The organism is Microvirga subterranea, assembly GCF_003350535.1.
GTDB classification, from domain to species: domain Bacteria; phylum Pseudomonadota; class Alphaproteobacteria; order Rhizobiales; family Beijerinckiaceae; genus Microvirga; species Microvirga subterranea.
On record NZ_QQBB01000004.1, the window covers coordinates 337,849 to 352,422 of the forward strand.

The 14,574-nt window shown below is 66.4% G+C and carries 14 protein-coding genes; 7 read left to right on the top strand and 7 right to left on the bottom strand.

From position 1 onward, the window contains the following. Positions 1–22: 22 nt before the first annotated feature. Together DES45_RS12405 and argH are read right to left on the bottom strand one after the other, a co-directional pair. Positions 23–457, bottom strand: coding sequence for an Hsp20 family protein (locus tag DES45_RS12405; protein ID WP_114770314.1), 435 nt, complete (start codon positions 455–457; stop codon positions 23–25). 189 nt (positions 458–646) lie between these two features. Beyond that, positions 647–2,011, bottom strand: a complete 1,365-nt coding sequence (argH, locus tag DES45_RS12410; RefSeq protein WP_114770491.1) for an argininosuccinate lyase — start codon at positions 2,009–2,011, stop codon at positions 647–649. A 241-nt stretch (positions 2,012–2,252) separates the two neighbouring features. Here argH and DES45_RS12415 point away from each other — a divergent pair, with 241 nt between their 5' ends. The 6 genes from DES45_RS12415 to DES45_RS12440 all read left to right on the top strand — a co-directional run bounded on the left by DES45_RS12415 (position 2,253) and on the right by DES45_RS12440 (position 8,571). After that, positions 2,253–3,848 carry an ABC transporter substrate-binding protein gene (locus DES45_RS12415; RefSeq protein WP_114770315.1) on the top strand — a complete coding sequence of 532 codons (1,596 nt, stop codon included), beginning with the start codon at positions 2,253–2,255 and terminating at the stop codon, positions 3,846–3,848. A 97-nt stretch (positions 3,849–3,945) separates the two neighbouring features. After that, the gene (locus DES45_RS12420; protein ID WP_425374284.1) at positions 3,946–4,914 is read left to right on the top strand and encodes an ABC transporter permease; all 969 of its coding nucleotides are present in this window, start codon (positions 3,946–3,948) and stop codon (positions 4,912–4,914) included. Beyond that, positions 4,914–5,846, top strand: coding sequence for an ABC transporter permease (locus tag DES45_RS12425; protein WP_114770317.1), 933 nt, complete (start codon positions 4,914–4,916; stop codon positions 5,844–5,846). The genes DES45_RS12420 and DES45_RS12425 overlap by 1 nt, the downstream gene beginning before the upstream one ends. Next, entirely contained in the window at positions 5,843–6,679 is an 837-nt protein-coding gene (locus DES45_RS12430) for an ABC transporter ATP-binding protein (protein ID WP_114770318.1), read from the top strand. Before DES45_RS12425 ends, DES45_RS12430 begins: the two co-directional genes overlap by 4 nt. 8 nt (positions 6,680–6,687) lie before the next feature. After that, the gene (locus DES45_RS12435; RefSeq protein ID WP_114770319.1) at positions 6,688–7,464 is read left to right on the top strand and encodes an ABC transporter ATP-binding protein; all 777 of its coding nucleotides are present in this window, start codon (positions 6,688–6,690) and stop codon (positions 7,462–7,464) included. 36 nt (positions 7,465–7,500) lie between these two features. Next, positions 7,501–8,571: a dipeptidase gene (locus DES45_RS12440; protein ID WP_114770320.1), complete on the top strand. Its 1,071-nt coding sequence runs from the start codon at positions 7,501–7,503 to the stop codon at positions 8,569–8,571. 15 nt (positions 8,572–8,586) lie between these two features. Here the strand turns inward: DES45_RS12440 and DES45_RS12445 are convergent, their stop codons facing one another. The 4 genes from DES45_RS12445 to DES45_RS12460 form a co-directional block, all read right to left on the bottom strand. Beyond that, on the bottom strand, positions 8,587–9,426 hold the full coding sequence (locus DES45_RS12445) for an ABC transporter permease (protein WP_114770321.1): 840 nt from the start codon (positions 9,424–9,426) through the stop codon (positions 8,587–8,589). A 1-nt stretch (position 9,427) separates the two neighbouring features. After that, positions 9,428–10,291: an ABC transporter permease gene (locus tag DES45_RS12450; RefSeq protein WP_114770322.1), complete on the bottom strand. Its 864-nt coding sequence runs from the start codon at positions 10,289–10,291 to the stop codon at positions 9,428–9,430. Further along, a complete protein-coding gene (locus DES45_RS12455) occupies positions 10,288–11,373 on the bottom strand; it encodes an ABC transporter ATP-binding protein (RefSeq protein WP_114770323.1) in 1,086 nt (361 codons plus the stop codon). The genes DES45_RS12450 and DES45_RS12455 overlap by 4 nt, the downstream gene beginning before the upstream one ends. 68 nt (positions 11,374–11,441) lie before the next feature. Next, positions 11,442–12,518 carry an extracellular solute-binding protein gene (locus tag DES45_RS12460; protein WP_245571698.1) on the bottom strand — a complete coding sequence of 359 codons (1,077 nt, stop codon included), beginning with the start codon at positions 12,516–12,518 and terminating at the stop codon, positions 11,442–11,444. Positions 12,519–12,705: 187 nt separating this feature from the next. Here DES45_RS12460 and pip point away from each other — a divergent pair, with 187 nt between their 5' ends. Further along, a complete protein-coding gene (gene pip / locus DES45_RS12465) occupies positions 12,706–13,650 on the top strand; it encodes a prolyl aminopeptidase (protein WP_114770325.1) in 945 nt (314 codons plus the stop codon). Between the two features lie 40 nt (positions 13,651–13,690). On the opposite strand, the gene DES45_RS12470 is transcribed toward pip, so the two are convergent. Continuing rightward, entirely contained in the window at positions 13,691–14,476 is a 786-nt protein-coding gene (locus DES45_RS12470; RefSeq protein WP_114770326.1) for a 3-hydroxybutyrate dehydrogenase, read from the bottom strand. Positions 14,477–14,574 lie beyond the last annotated feature (98 nt).

Sequence of the window (14,574 nt, forward strand, 5' to 3'; positions counted from 1 at the left end):
CCTCATCCTCTTGCGGACGCCGTCACGCCTTGTCCTGACTGATGATGTCGATCTTTCGGATGATCCGCTCCGGCTCGGGTCGGGCCAGATCGATCGACAGAAGGCCGTTGGACAGGTCGGCCCCGAGAACCTCCATGCCATCGACGAGCAGGAAGGCGCGCTGGAACTGACGGGCGGCGATGCCGCGGTGCAGGAAGTGCCTTGCCTTGTCGTCGGTTTGCCGACCCCGGATGACGAGCTGGTTCTCCTCCAGGGTCACTTCGAGCTGTTCCCGGGTGAAACCCGCGACCGCCAGGGTGATCCGGAGGCGCTCAGGGGCGCTCTCGGTGCGTGCCAGACGCTCGATGTTGTAGGGAGGGTACCCATCCCCGGCTGCCTTCGCGACGCGGTCGAGAGCCTGCTCGATCTCGTCGAAGCCTAACAGAAACGGATGCCCGAAGGGCGACTGACGCGACATATTCGAAGCCCAAGGTTAGAGGCACTTCGGTTGGTTTTTGAGCCCGCTTCTCACGGCACTCAAGCGACCATGACAGGTTCGCTGTCAGCAATATGGATATGCCCTCCGGGGCGATCAAGACCCGCGCCCGGGCCGCCGCCGCGCCGCCCGGACGTTATGGCTAAGATTGGGTTTCCGGCGTGGCCGGGATCAGAGCTGGGTCTTCCACCAGGCGACCTGCTCCGCCACCCGCACCGGCGAGGTGCCGCCGAAGCTCGTCCGGGAGCGGACCGAGTTCTCGACGCCGAGCACGTCGTAGATGCCCTGGTGGATGCGCGGCTCGACCGCCTGCATGGCGTCGAGGGGCAGCTCCTCTAGGCTGCAGCCGCGCCGCTCGGCCTCGGACACGATCCGGCCGGTGATGTGGTGGGCGTCGCGGAACGGGATGCCGAGGCTGCGCACCAGCCAGTCGGCAAGATCCGTCGCGGTCGAGAACCCGGCCCCTGCCACCGCCGCCATGCGCTCCGGCACCGGCTCCAGGTCCTGGATCATGCCGGTCGTGGCCGCGAGCACGATCTCGATCGTGTCCGCCGCGTCGAAGAGCTGCTCCTTGTCCTCCTGCATGTCCTTGGAATAGGCCAGCGGCAGGCCCTTCATGACGGTGAGCAGGGACACCAGGGAGCCGATCACGCGTCCGGTCTTGCCACGCACCAGCTCCGCCGCGTCGGGGTTGCGCTTCTGCGGCATCATGCTGGACCCGGTGGTCCAGCGGTCGGGCAGCCGCACGAAGCCGAAGGGCGCCGACATCCAGATGATGATCTCTTCGGCGAGGCGCGACAGGTGCACGGCGCAGATCGAGGTGGCGGCCATGAACTCCAGCAGGCTGTCCCGGTCGGATACGGAATCGAGGGAGTTGCGGGTCGGGCCGTCGAAGCCGAGGACCTTGGCGGTCATGTGCCGGTCGATCGGGAAGGACGTCCCGGCGAGCGCTCCGGCCCCGAGCGGGCACTCGTTCAGGCGCCGGCGGGAATCGCGGATGCGGCCGCGGTCGCGGCCGAACATCTCCACATAGGCCATCAGGTGGTGCCCAAAGGTCACCGGCTGGGCGCTCTGGAGATGGGTGAAGCCCGGCATGACGGTGGCGGCATGCTGCTCCGCCTTGTCGAGGAGCGCCTTGATCAGATTGGTGAGCTGCTCGTCGGTCCGGTCGTGCGCCTCGCGCACCCAGAGCCGCGCGTCCGTGGCGACCTGGTCGTTGCGGCTGCGGGCCGTGTGCAGGCGCGCCGCCGGATCGCCGACGATCTCGCGCAGCCGGCTCTCCACGTTCATGTGAATGTCTTCCAGGGCGGTCGAGAAGGTGAAGCTGCCGGACTCGATCTCGCCAAGCACCCGCTGCAACCCGGCATGAATGGCGTCGCGGTCGCTCTCGGCGATGATACCCTGCTTCGCCAGCATGGCGCTGTGTGCGATGGAGCCCTGGATGTCCTGCGAGGCCAGGCGCCTGTCGAAGTCGATCGAGGCGTTGATCGCCTCCATCAGGGCGCTCGGGGACGAGGAGAAACGTCCTCCCCACATGGTGTTGGCGGCGGGTTTCTTGGCTTCGTCAGACACGTTGTTTCATCCAGCTTCGGGGCCCAGGAGCCTTTGCCACAGGAAGCCCGGGAGGCCAAGCGGCATCGGCGCTGCACGCGGTTTAATCATGCTGCAAAAGGTTTGCCAGTTTAAAACCAGTTGATAGACTCGACAGAGCCTGTGCGATCTGCATTCTTACCGGTGCACAGTCGGCGCATCTTCAGCGCCGCAAGGGAACTGGCCAATGAAGCGACTTCCGAAATTCCTCCTATCCGCCGCCATGGTCGCCACCATGGCGACCTCCTTCGCCGCCGTTCAGGCCGCGACGCCGCCGGACACCCTCGTCCAGGCCTGGCAGAGCGACGACATCATCTCGCTCGATCCGGCCGAGGTGTTCGAGTTCAGCGCCTCCGAGATCATCGGCAACACCTACGAGCGCCTGATCCAGTACGACATCAAGGACGTGTCCAAGATCTCCGGACAGGTCGCCGAGTCCTGGACCGTGTCGGACGACGGCAAGACCTACACGTTCAAGATCCGCCCGAACAAGAAGTTCGCGTCCGGCAACCCGATCACCGCGGAAGACGTGGTGTATTCGATCCACCGCGCCGTGGCGCTCGACAAGTCCCCGGCCTTCATCCTCGGCCAGTTCGGCCTGACGAAGGACAACGTGAAGGACAAGGTCAAGCAGACCGGCCCGCTGGAGATGACCTTCGAGGTCGACAAGCCCTACGCGCCGACCCTGGTCCTCTACTGCCTCGGCAACTCCGTCGCGTCGATCGTCGACAAGAAGCTGCTCGTGCAGAACGAGAAGGACGGCGACTGGGGCTATAACTGGCTGAAGACCAAGTATGCCGGCTCCGGCCCGTACATCATGCGCGACTGGAAGGCGAACGAGGTTCTCGTCCTCGAGCGCAACCCGAACTACGAGCAGAAGACTCCGCTCGCCCGCGTGATCTTCCGCCACATCAAGGAAACCGCCAGCCAGCGCCTGCTGCTCGAGAAGGGCGACATCGACATCGCCCGCAACCTGAACCCGGAGGAGATAGCCGCCGTCTCCAAGAACCCGGACATTCAGATCCAGAGCGCCCCGAAGGGAACGGTCTATTATCTGGGCCTGAACCAGAAGAACCCGAACCTGGCGAAGCCCGAGGTCCGCAAGGCCCTGAAGTACCTCGTCGACTACGCGGCCATCGCCGACACGATCATGAAGTACAAGGGCGACGTTCACCAGAACTTCCTGCCCAAGGGCTTCCTCGGCGCCGAGACGGACAATCCCTACAAGCTCGACGTCGCCAAGGCGAAGGAGCTCCTCGCCCAGGCCGGCCTGAAGGACGGCTTCACGGTGACGATGGACACCCGCTCGACGTCCGATATCACCGGCATCGCCCAGGCGATGCAGTCGACCTTCGCGCAGGCGGGCATCAAGCTCGAGATCCTGCCGATGGACTCGAAGCAGGCCCTCACCAAGTACCGCGCCCGCCAGCACGACATCTACATCGGCAACTGGGGCTCGGACTATCAGGACCCGAACTCCAATGCCGACACCTTCGCGGCGAACGACGACAACTCGGACAACGCGAAGGCCAAGCCCCTGGCATGGCGCAACGCGTGGGATCCGGGCCCGCTGACCGCGAAGACCCGCGCCGCCGTCATGGAGCGTGACGCGGAGAAGCGCGCGCAGATGTACAAGGAGCTCCAGAAGGCGGTCCTCGACGACGGCCCGTTCGTGATCTTCCTGCAGCAGACGGAAGTCGCGGCCGTGCGCAAGAACGTGAAGGACTTCGTCCTCGGCCCGTCCTTCAGCGACAACGACTCCTCCAAGGCGAAGAAGAACTGACGATTCAATGGCATCTGCAGTCATGAACCGGGGCGGAGGGCACGTCAGTGCCCTCCGCTCCTTCCTTAAGAGTACGGCGCAGTTCGTCATCGTCCTGATGACGACCCTCCTGGGTCTTGCCGCCGTGACCTTCTTCATCGGCCGGGTCGTTCCGATCGATCCGGTGATCGCCATCGTGGGCGACCGCGCCCCGCCCCAGGTCTACGAGCGGGTGCGCACCGAACTCGGCCTCGACAGACCGCTGGCCGAACAGTTCGTGATCTACGTGAAGAAGGCCGTGACCGGCGATTTCGGCAATTCGGTCCTCACCACGAATCCGGTGCTGACGGACATCGCCAACGTGTTTCCCGCGACGCTGGAGCTCGCCACCCTCGGCACACTCATCGGCACGCTCTTCGGCATCCCGCTCGGCGTCCTCGCCGCCGTGAAGCGCGGCAGCCTTCTCGACCAGTTCGTCCGCCTCGTCGGCCTCGTCGGCTATTCCGTGCCGATCTTCTGGCTCGGGCTGATGGGCCTCCTGCTGTTCTACGCCAAGCTCGGCTGGGTGGCGGGACCCGGGCGCATCGACGTGACCTATTCCTATCTCTACACCCCCGTCACGGGCATCGTGCTGCTCGACACGGCCATGCAGGGTCAGTGGGACGCGTTCTGGGACGCGGTCTCGCACGTCATCCTGCCGGCCTGCCTGCTGGGCTACTTCTCGCTCGCCTACATCAGCCGCATGACGCGCTCCTTCATGCTCAACGAGCTCGCGCAGGAATACGTGATCGCCGCGCGGGTGAAGGGCCTGTCGGAGATGCGCGTGATCTGGCGCCACGCCCTGCGCAACGCGGCCGTGCCGCTGGTGACGGTGATCGCCCTCTCCTATGCGAACCTGCTCGAAGGCTCCGTGCTGACCGAAACGGTCTTCGCCTGGCCGGGACTCGGCCAGTACATCACCAATTCGCTCCAGAACGCGGACATGAACGCGGTGCTCGGCGGCACCCTCGTGATCGGCGCAGTCTTCGTGCTGCTCAATCTCGTGTCCGACCTGCTCTACCGCCTTCTCGATCCGAGGACACGCTGATGGCCGGCGCCCCTCCCCTTCCCCAACCCTCCGGCCTGCGGGCATGGCTGCTCTCGCCGGAGCCCGGCTCGCGCTCGCAGGCGCGGCTCGGCCGCTTCTATCTCGGCTGGCGCGCGTTCAGCAGGAATCCGCTCGCCGTGGTCGGCCTCGGCGTCGTCATTCTTCTGATCCTCGTGGCGATCTTCGCCGACGTGATCGCGCCCTATTCGCCGATCGCCGGCGGCGACCTGCGCACGCAGCGCTTGCTGCCGCCGAGCGAGACCTACTGGTTCGGCACCGACGACCAGGCGCGGGACATCTTCTCGCGCGTGGTCTACGGCTCGCGCATCACCCTGTTCGTCGTCGTGCTCGTGGCGCTGATCGCGACGCCGATCGGGCTGCTGGTCGGCACGGTCTCCGGCTATCTCGGCGGCTGGGTCGACACGGTGCTGATGCGCATCACCGACATCTTCCTGGCCTTCCCGCGCCTGATCCTCGCGCTTGCCTTCGTGGCGGCCTTGGGCCCAGGGATCGAGAACGCCATCATCGCCATCGCGATCACCTCCTGGCCCCCCTATGCCCGCATCGCGCGTGCCGAGACGCTCACGATCCGCAACAGCGACTTCATCGCGGCCGTGAAGCTCCAGGGCGCCTCCACGCCGCGGATCATCCTCGGCCACGTGGTGCCCCTGTGCATCTCGTCGCTCATCGTGCGCGTGACGCTGGACATGGCCGGCATCATCCTGACCGCCGCGGGCCTCGGCTTCCTCGGCCTCGGCGCGCAGCCGCCCATGCCCGAATGGGGCGCCATGGTGGCGACGGGCCGCAACTACCTCATCGACCAATGGTGGGTCGCCGCCATGCCGGGCTTGGCCATCTTCGTGGTGAGCCTCGGCTTCAACCTGCTGGGCGACGGCCTGCGCGACGTCCTCGATCCGAAGGCCGCCAAATGACGAAGCCGCTTCTCGAAGTCGAAGACCTGCGTGTCCGCTTCCACCTGCGCACCGGCACCGTCGAGGCGGTGCGGGGCGTGTCCTTCCAGCTCGGCCGCGAGCGCCTCGGCATCGTGGGCGAGTCCGGCTCCGGCAAGTCGCAGACCGGCCGCGCCATCCTCGGGCTCACCCCGCCGCCCGGTGAGGTCACGGCCGGGCGCCTGGCCTTCGACGGCATCGACCTCCTCACCGCCTCGAGGCGTACCCTGCGCACCTTGCGCGGCGGGCGCATCAGCATGGTGATGCAGGACCCGAAATACTCACTGAACCCGGTCATGACCATCGGCGAGCAGATCATCGAGGCCTACCAGGCGCACGCGAAGGCCGGACGGGGCGAGGCCCGCGACCGGGCGCTCGCCATGCTGGAGGCCGTGAAGATGCGCGATCCCGGCCGCGTGTTCGCGCTCTATCCGCACGAGGTCTCGGGCGGCATGGGCCAGCGCGCCATGATCGCCATGATGCTCGTGACCGAGCCCGACCTGCTCATCGCCGACGAGCCGACCTCGGCGCTGGACGTGACGGTCTCCATGGAGATCCTGCGCATCCTCGACGAGCTCGTGTCGGAGCGCGGCATGGGGCTCATCTTCATCTCGCACGACCTGAAGCTGGTCTCGTCGTTCTGCGACCGGGTGCTCGTCATGTATGCCGGGCGCGTGGTCGAGGAGCTCGAGGCCAAGCATCTGCGGGAGGCCAAGCACCCGTATACGCAAGGGCTGATGAGCTGCCTGCCGACGCTGGCGAACGACGTTCGCCCGCTTCCCACCCTGAACCGTGATCCTGCCTGGGCACAGTGACAGAGCCGATGCTCGATATTCAAAATCTTCACGTCGTCTTCGGAACCGGCCGCCTCCGGGTCGAGGCGGTCAAGAACGTCAGCTTCCACGTCGCGGCGGGCGAATCCTACGGCCTCGTAGGCGAATCCGGCTCCGGCAAGTCCACGGTCCTGCGCGCCATCTGCGGCCTTGCGCCGATCTCCGACGGGCGCGTCTCCGTCGACGGCAGGGAGGTTACGACGCCGCGGGGCAAGGACTTCTACCGCACCGTGCAGATGGTCTTCCAGGACCCTTATGCGTCGCTCCACCCACGCCATACGGTCGACCGGATCCTGTCCGAGCCTCTCGCCATCCACGGCGAGAAGGACGCGGAAGCCCGCATCCTCCAGGCCCTGCGCGAAGTCGGGCTCGGCTCGTCGTTCCGCTTCCGCTATCCGCACCAGCTCTCCGGCGGCCAGCGGCAGCGCATCGCCATCGCACGCGCGCTGATCCTGCGCCCGAAGGTCTTGCTCCTCGACGAGCCGACCTCGGCGCTCGACGCGTCGGTGCAGGCGGAGATCCTGAACCTCCTCGACGAGCTGCGCCGCAAGATGGGACTGACCTACATCCTGGTGAGCCACGACCTCGCGGTGGTGGCGCATCTGTGCGAGCGGCTGCTCGTGATGCGTCATGGCGAGGCCATCGAGGAGACGAGTGCCGCGGCCCTGAGGACCAGCCAGGCCTCGAACAGCTACACCCAGTCGCTGATCCAGGCGAGTCAGGGCTATTCGCGCGCCGCGCCCGACTCGACCTCCATCGCCGTTTGAGTTCTTCAATCCGCCCCAACCCGGTCACATAAAACCATGCCTCGCACATCCCTGATGCCGGTCTTCGACGGCCACAACGACGTTCTCCTCCGCCTCGTCCGCGGCAAGGCCGAGCCGGAGCGCGCCTTCCTGGAAGGCGACAACATCGGCCACCTCGACTGGCCGCGCATGAAGGAAGGCGGCTTCGTCGGCGGGTTCTTCGCCGTCTACGTGCCGTCGGACGCGACAGGCGGCGTCGATGTCGACGCCCTGATGGCACGCCCGCAATACGACGTGCCGCTGCCGCCGCAGCTCGAGCTCGGGCCGAGCCAGCGCGTCACCGTGCAGATGGCCTCCCTGCTGATCCGGATCGAGCGCGCCTCGAACGGCGAGGTGAAGATCTGCCGCAGTGCCGCCGACATCCGCCACTGCATCGACAACGGCATCCTGGCCGCCATCCTGCACATCGAGGGCGCGGAGGGCATCGACCCCGACCTCGCCATGCTGGACGTCCTCTACGAAAGCGGCCTGCGTTCCATCGGACCGGTCTGGAGCCGGTCCAACATCTTCGGCCATGGCGTCCCGTTCCGCTATCCGTCCTCGCCCGACACCGGCCCCGGCCTGACCGATCGCGGGATCGAGCTGGTCAAGGCCTGCAACCGCCTCAAGATCATGCTCGACCTCTCGCACCTCAACGAGAAGGGCTTCTGGGACGTGGTCCGGCTGTCGGACGCGCCGCTGGTCGCGACCCATTCGAACGCGCACGCGGTCTGCCCACACTCGCGCAACCTCACGGACAAGCAGCTGGCGGCGATCCGCGAGAGCCGCGGCATGGTGGGCGTGAACTTCGCCACCTCGTTCATCCGCCCCGACGGCATGCGCAACGACGACACGCCGCTCGAGGAGATGATCCGCCACATGGACCACCTGATCGAGCACGTGGGCGTCGACGGCGTCGGCCTCGGCTCGGACTTCGACGGCGCCACGATCCCCGCCGAGATCGGCGACGTGCGCGGCCTGCCGCGCCTCGTCGACGCCATGCGCCGGCACGGCTACGACGAAGCGACCGTGCGCAAGATCTGCTACGAGAACTGGGTCGACGTTCTGGAGCGCACCTGGGGGCATTGAGCCCTCAGGTCTTCCTCAAGCCTGCGCCTTCGACGTGAGGGCGAAGAGGCTCGCGATCCCGCCGACCGCCAGCATCAGGAACAGGCTGACGGCGTTGATCGCCGGCGAGGCGCCCTCGCGCATCTGGCCGTACATGGTGATCGGCAGCGGCGCGTCGGAGCCCACCAGCATCAGGGTCGTGTTGAAGTTCTCGAACGACATGAGGAGCGCCACGAGCCCGGCGCCGATCAGGGCCGGCCGCAGGAAAGGCACCGTGACGGTGCGCAGCACCCGCGCCCGGCTGGCCCCGAGGTCGAACGCCGCCTCCTCCAGGGACCGGTCGAACTTGCGCAGACGCGCCGCGATGATCAGAGTCGAGATCGTCAGGATGAACGAGAGCTGCCCGAGCACCACCAGGGGCAGCCCCGGCCGCAGGAAGTCGAGATCGGTCTGAAGCCATTCCTCGAGGCCGTTCGCCACGCGCGAGAAGAAGGCCAGGATCGAGATGCCGAGCACCACGCCCGGGATGACGAGCGGCCAGAGCATCATCATGGCCAGAAACGTCTTGCCGCGGAACTCCGCGCGCTCCAGCACCCATGCGTTCACCGTGCCCAGAAGCACGGCGAGGAGCGCCACGGGCACCGCCACCTTGAGGCTGTTGACGATGCTGTCGAGCCAGATCGGATCCATCAGCACGCCGGGCTTGCCGAAGGCCGAGCCGTCGCCGGTGAACCAAGCGAAAGTGAAGCCCCGCCACGGCGGCGACGGGAATGGGCTGGCATTGAAGGCGAAGATCGCCACGACCAGGAGCGGCGCGAACAGGAACAGGTAGAACGCCGCGATGTAGAGCTTCCAGAGAATGGACGGACGGTTCATGTCAGGCCTGCCTCAAGGTGGTGCCGAGGCTCTGCCCGGTCAGGCGCAGGCCCGCCCAGACGATGGCGGAGGAGAGCAGCAGCAGGAGCATGCCGAAGGCCGAGCCCTGCGGCCAGTTGAACCGGGTGATGAACTGGGCGTAGATCTGCTCCGTGAACCACAGGCCGTTCTTGCCGCCGAGCAGGACCGGCGTCGCGAAATTTCCGACCGTCAGCATGAAGACGATGATCGAGCCTGCGACGATGCCCGGCATGGCGTGGGGAATGACGATGCGGCGCAGAACCGTCCAGCGGCTGCCGCCGAGATCGAACCCGGCCTCGACCACTGCCGGCTCCAGACTCTCCAGCGCATTGGCGAGCGGCACGATCATGAAGAGCAGGCCGCCATAGACAAGGCCGAGGATCACCGCGCCGTCGTTGTAGAGCAGTTCCACCGGCTGGTCCGCGAGGCCCGCGGCGCGCAGGAGGTAGGAGACGACGCCGGTCTCCCGCAGCAGGATCATCCAGCCGAGCGTGCGGACCAGTTCCGACACCCAGAACGGCAGGAGGCACAGCAGCAGCAGCATGGCCTTGAGCCGCCCCTGCGCCACGCGCGCGATGTAGAGTGCGATCGGGAAGGCCAGGACGAGGGTGATCGCCGTCACGGCGATCGACATGATGGCCGTGCGCGCGAAGGTACGCCAGTAGAGCGGCTCGGTGAAGAATTCGAGATAGTTGCCCGCGCCGAACGCGTAGACACGCGGCGCCACGCGCTCGCTGAAGGAGAGGATCAGGATCTCCACATGCGGCAGGACAATCAGCAGTCCGAGCCACAGGATGGCCGGCGCCAGCAGGACGAACAGGGCGAGGCGCTGCGTCGGGTTCATGCGGCGAAGACTTTCATGGCGTCCGCCGTCCAGCCCACATGGATCGGCGCGCCGACCTCGATTCCCGCGAGCGGCCCGGCCTGGGGCAGCACCGCGCGCACGGGCTGATCGAAGCCCAGCGTGTCGATGAGCAGGCTCGAATTGGCGCCGTCGAACAGCACGGCCGACACCCTTCCCTCGAAGCGGTTGGGGAGATCGCGCAAGGCCGGCTGGCTCTGAGCCAGGGCGACCGCCTCCGGCCGCACGAACGCGACGGCGGATTTCTGCAGGGCGTGGCCCGTTCCCTGGGTGACCGTTCCCGAAGGAAGCTGCAGGGCGACGGTTCCACCCGACGAGGACACGACCTCGCCCTGCCAGCGGTTCGTCTCGCCCACGAAGCTCGCCACGAAGGGCGTTGCCGGGTTGTGGTAGAGCTCGCGCGGGCTGCCCACCTGCTCGAAGCGCCCCTGGTTCATGACGGCGATCCGGTCCGACATCACGAGCGCTTCGGACTGGTCGTGGGTGATGTACGCGAAGGTGGTGTTGAAGGTCGCCTGCAGCTGCTTGAGCTCGATCTTCATGTGCTCGCGCAGCTTGAGGTCGAGGGCGCCAAGCGGCTCGTCGAGCAGCACGAGGGTCGGCTCCAGCACGAGGCAGCGGGCGATCGCCACGCGCTGACGCTGGCCGCCGGAGAGGGCCGTCACCCGGCGCTCGCCGAACCCTTTCAGGCCGACGCGCTCCAGCATGCGGTTCGCCCGCTCCTCCGCCTCGCTGCGCGAAACGCCGCGGCAGGTCAGGCCGTAGGCGACGTTCTCGCCCACGTTCATCATTGGGAAGAGCGCGAGGCTCTGGAACACCATGTTGACCGGCCGGCGGTTGGCCGGAACGCCGACCATCGACTTGCCGCGGATGCGGATGTCGCCGGAGGTCGGGTTCTCGAAGCCGGCGATCATGCGCATGAGCGTGGTCTTGCCGCAGCCGGAGGGGCCGAGGATCGAGAAGAATTCGCCGGGGGCGACGCTGAAGGTCACGTCATCGACGGCCGCATGGGAGCCGAAGCGCTTCGTGACGTTGACGAGGTCGAGATCGGAGGTGGTTGCCATGGACGCTGAGCACGCAAAAAGTCGTCCCCCGGGACGAGCCGGGGGACGATGAACATCGGGTGAGGCGATTACGAGCCGGCCTTCAGGCGGTCGAGGATCTTGCCCTCGATCTCCTCGATGCCGGCCGGCACGGCCGGGTACCACTTGATGTTGTCGATGGCGGCCTTCGGGAAGCTTTCGGCGAACTGGTCCTTCAGCTTGCCCTGCATGAGCTTGTCGGCGCCGTTCGAGGCCGTGAAGTTGCCGGCGGAGGCGGCGACCTTCGCGGCGATCTCGGGCCGCATGTTGAAGTTGATCCACTTGTAGGCGGCGTCGTCATTGCGGCCCTTGGCGGGAATCGCGAAGGTGTCGACCCAGCCGAGCGCGCCGGACTTCGGAGCGATGAACTTGATGTCCGGGTTCTCGGAGTTGAGCTTCCAGCCGCCCGTGTCCCAGGCCATGGCGGCGACGATCTCGCCCGAGCGGATGGCGTTCAGGAGCTGGTCCTTGCCGTCCCAGAAGAACTTCACGTTCTTCTTGCACTCGGCGAGCTTCGCGCCGACCTTCTCCATCATGGCCGTGTAGGCCTTCGGGTCCTTGTAGGACGCGAAGGGATCCATGCCGTTGGCGAACGCGAAGGCGATGAGCGTCGGACGCTTGGCGCGGAAGCTCGCCTTGCCGGCGACGGCCTGGCTGCACAGGTCGTTGTAGTCGGCGACGGCGGGAGCCACCTTGGTGTTCACGATCAGGCCGTCGGTGCCCCAGATGTGGGGAACGCCGTAAACCTTGCCGTCGATGGTGGTGTTCTTCTTCGTGGCCTCGAGCATCGAGCCGATGAAGAGATCGGACTTGAGCTTCGACAGGTCGAGCGGCTTGTAGATGCCGAATTCCGTCTGCGGGCCGGCGATGCGGTCCTGGCTCGGCTGGACGAGATCGAAGCCCGCGCCCTGAGTCGCACGCAGCTTCGAGATCATTTCCTCGTTGTTCGAGAGGGTGACCTCAACCTCGATGCCGGTTTCCTTGGTGAATTGCTGGATGACGTCTGCCGGTGCGTAATCAGCCCAGGTCAGGAGCCGCAGCTTCTCGGCGGCATGTGCCGTGCCTGCAACCATGAGTGCGGCAAGAGCCGTGGCCAGCTTCAGGCTGGCGCGTTTGGTCAACATCATATTCCTCCATTGTGGTCCGGGTTCGGCCCGTGTTCCCCAGTTGCAAAACTATATGACACTGCGACGACGCGCCACTGTTTTGCGATTGTGCACCAAGGGTCGTGAGCCGGCTCGGCAATTCCGGAGGCGCGGCTGACATGACGGCTGCACCCGGCTATGAAGGGCTTCCCTTCCTGGAGCCCTCCCGATGCGCACGCTTTACCCGGAAATCGAACCCTACGAACACGGCATGCTCGATGTGGGCGACGGCCATCGCGTCTATTGGGAGCTCTGTGGAAATCCGCGTGGAAAACCTGTGGTCTTCCTTCATGGCGGCCCCGGCGGCGGCTGCACGCCGACCCAGCGGCGCTACTTCGATCCGGACAAGTACCGCATCCTGCTCTTCGATCAGCGCGGCTGCGGGCGCTCCACGCCCTATGCCAGCCTCGAGGCCAACACCACCTGGCACCTCGTGGCCGATATCGAGCGCCTGCGCGAGATGCTGGGTGTGGACAAGTGGATGGTCTTCGGCGGCTCCTGGGGCAGCACCCTGGCGCTGGCCTACGCGGAAACGCACCCGGACCGGGTGAGCGAGATCATCCTTCGGGGCATCTTCACGTTACGACGCGCCGAGCTGCTCTGGTACTACCAGGAGGGCGCCTCCTGGATGTTCCCTGACAAGTGGGAGCGCTTCCTGGCGCCGATCCCCGAGGAGGAGCGCGGCGACCTCATGGCCGCCTACCGCAGGCGCCTCACCCATGAGGACCCGGCCGTCCGGCAGGAGGCCGCGCAGGCCTGGAGCCTGTGGGAGGGCGAGACGATCACCCTCCTCCCCGATCAGAACTACAGCGACCAGTTCGGCGACGGGCACTACGCGCTCGCCTTCGCGCGCATCGAGAACCACTATTTCGTCAACGAGGGCTTCTTCGAGGAGGGGCAGCTCATCCGCGACGCCCACAAGCTCAGGAACATTCCGGCCGTGATCATCCAGGGCCGCTACGATGTCGCGACCCCGGCCAAGACCGCTTGGGACCTGCACAAGGCGTGGCCCGAGGCCAAGTTCATCATGGTGCCGGATGCGGGCCATGCGGCCACCGAACCCGGCATCGCGCATCACCTCGTTGAGGCGACGGACGCCTTCGCGAGGGCCTGAGGCCCTCGCGGGGATCGCTTCGACAGCCTATGCTTGCGGCCTACTTGGCGGTCCAGCCGCCATCCATCGACAGGTTCGCGCCGGTGATCTGGCTGGCCGCGTCGGAGCAGAGGAAGACGGCGGTGGCCGCGACCTGCTCGGGCGTGACGAACTGCTTGGTGGGCTGGGCCTCGAGCAGCACGTCGTTGATCACCTGCTCCTTGGTCAGCCCCCGCGCCTTCATGGTGTCGGGGATCTGCCTCTCGACGAGCGGCGTCCAGACGTAGCCGGGACTGATGCAGTTGACCGTGATCCCGTTCCCGGCGACTTCGAGCGCCACAGTCTTGGTCAGGCCGGCGATGCCGTGCTTGGCCGCAACGTAGGCCGACTTGAACGGCGAGGCCACGAGCGAGTGAGCCGAGGCCGTGTTGATGATGCGGCCCCAGCCGCGCTTCTTCATGCCGGGCACTGCGGCCTTGATGGCGTGGAACGCGGACGAGAGGTTGATCGCGATGATCTGGTCCCATTTCTCGGCCGGGAAGTCCTCCACCGGCGACACGTGCTGGATGCCCGCGTTGTTGACCAGGATGTCGACGCCCCCGAAGGTCTCCTCGGCCTGACGGATCATCCCGGCGATCTGGTCCGGCTTCGACATGTCGGCGGGCGAGTAGATGGCCTTGACGCCGAACTCGCTCTCGATGCCGGCCCGGATCTTCTCGATCTCGTCCGCAGGTCCGAACCCGTTGATGACGACGTTCGCGCCCTCCTTCGCGAAGGCGAGGGCGATGGCGAGGCCGATGCCGCTGGTCGAGCCGGTGACGACGGCGGTCTTGGATTGCAGGGTCATGAAATGCTCCGGATATGCCTCAAGGTTGGGCACCGATCGATGGATCTGACATAGCATGATGCGCGGAACGAGGGTAAACCCACCTTAGGCGCAGGGAA

What these genes read in the sequence shown, in the direction of transcription:
- DES45_RS12405 (WP_114770314.1), bottom strand. Translation starts at nt 457, where the DNA reads ATGTCGCGTCAGTCGCCCTTCGGGCATCCGTTTCTGTTAGGCTTCGAC.
- argH (WP_114770491.1), bottom strand. Translation starts at nt 2,011, where the DNA reads ATGTGGGGAGGACGTTTCTCCTCGTCCCCGAGCGCCCTGATGGAGGCG.
- DES45_RS12415 (WP_114770315.1), top strand. Translation starts at nt 2,253, where the DNA reads ATGAAGCGACTTCCGAAATTCCTCCTATCCGCCGCCATGGTCGCCACC.
- DES45_RS12420 (WP_425374284.1), top strand. Translation starts at nt 3,946, where the DNA reads ATGACGACCCTCCTGGGTCTTGCCGCCGTGACCTTCTTCATCGGCCGG.
- DES45_RS12425 (WP_114770317.1), top strand. Translation starts at nt 4,914, where the DNA reads ATGGCCGGCGCCCCTCCCCTTCCCCAACCCTCCGGCCTGCGGGCATGG.
- DES45_RS12430 (WP_114770318.1), top strand. Translation starts at nt 5,843, where the DNA reads ATGACGAAGCCGCTTCTCGAAGTCGAAGACCTGCGTGTCCGCTTCCAC.
- DES45_RS12435 (WP_114770319.1), top strand. Translation starts at nt 6,688, where the DNA reads ATGCTCGATATTCAAAATCTTCACGTCGTCTTCGGAACCGGCCGCCTC.
- DES45_RS12440 (WP_114770320.1), top strand. Translation starts at nt 7,501, where the DNA reads ATGCCTCGCACATCCCTGATGCCGGTCTTCGACGGCCACAACGACGTT.
- DES45_RS12445 (WP_114770321.1), bottom strand. Translation starts at nt 9,426, where the DNA reads ATGAACCGTCCGTCCATTCTCTGGAAGCTCTACATCGCGGCGTTCTAC.
- DES45_RS12450 (WP_114770322.1), bottom strand. Translation starts at nt 10,291, where the DNA reads ATGAACCCGACGCAGCGCCTCGCCCTGTTCGTCCTGCTGGCGCCGGCC.
- DES45_RS12455 (WP_114770323.1), bottom strand. Translation starts at nt 11,373, where the DNA reads ATGGCAACCACCTCCGATCTCGACCTCGTCAACGTCACGAAGCGCTTC.
- DES45_RS12460 (WP_245571698.1), bottom strand. Translation starts at nt 12,518, where the DNA reads ATGATGTTGACCAAACGCGCCAGCCTGAAGCTGGCCACGGCTCTTGCC.
- pip (WP_114770325.1), top strand. Translation starts at nt 12,706, where the DNA reads ATGCGCACGCTTTACCCGGAAATCGAACCCTACGAACACGGCATGCTC.
- DES45_RS12470 (WP_114770326.1), bottom strand. Translation starts at nt 14,476, where the DNA reads ATGACCCTGCAATCCAAGACCGCCGTCGTCACCGGCTCGACCAGCGGC.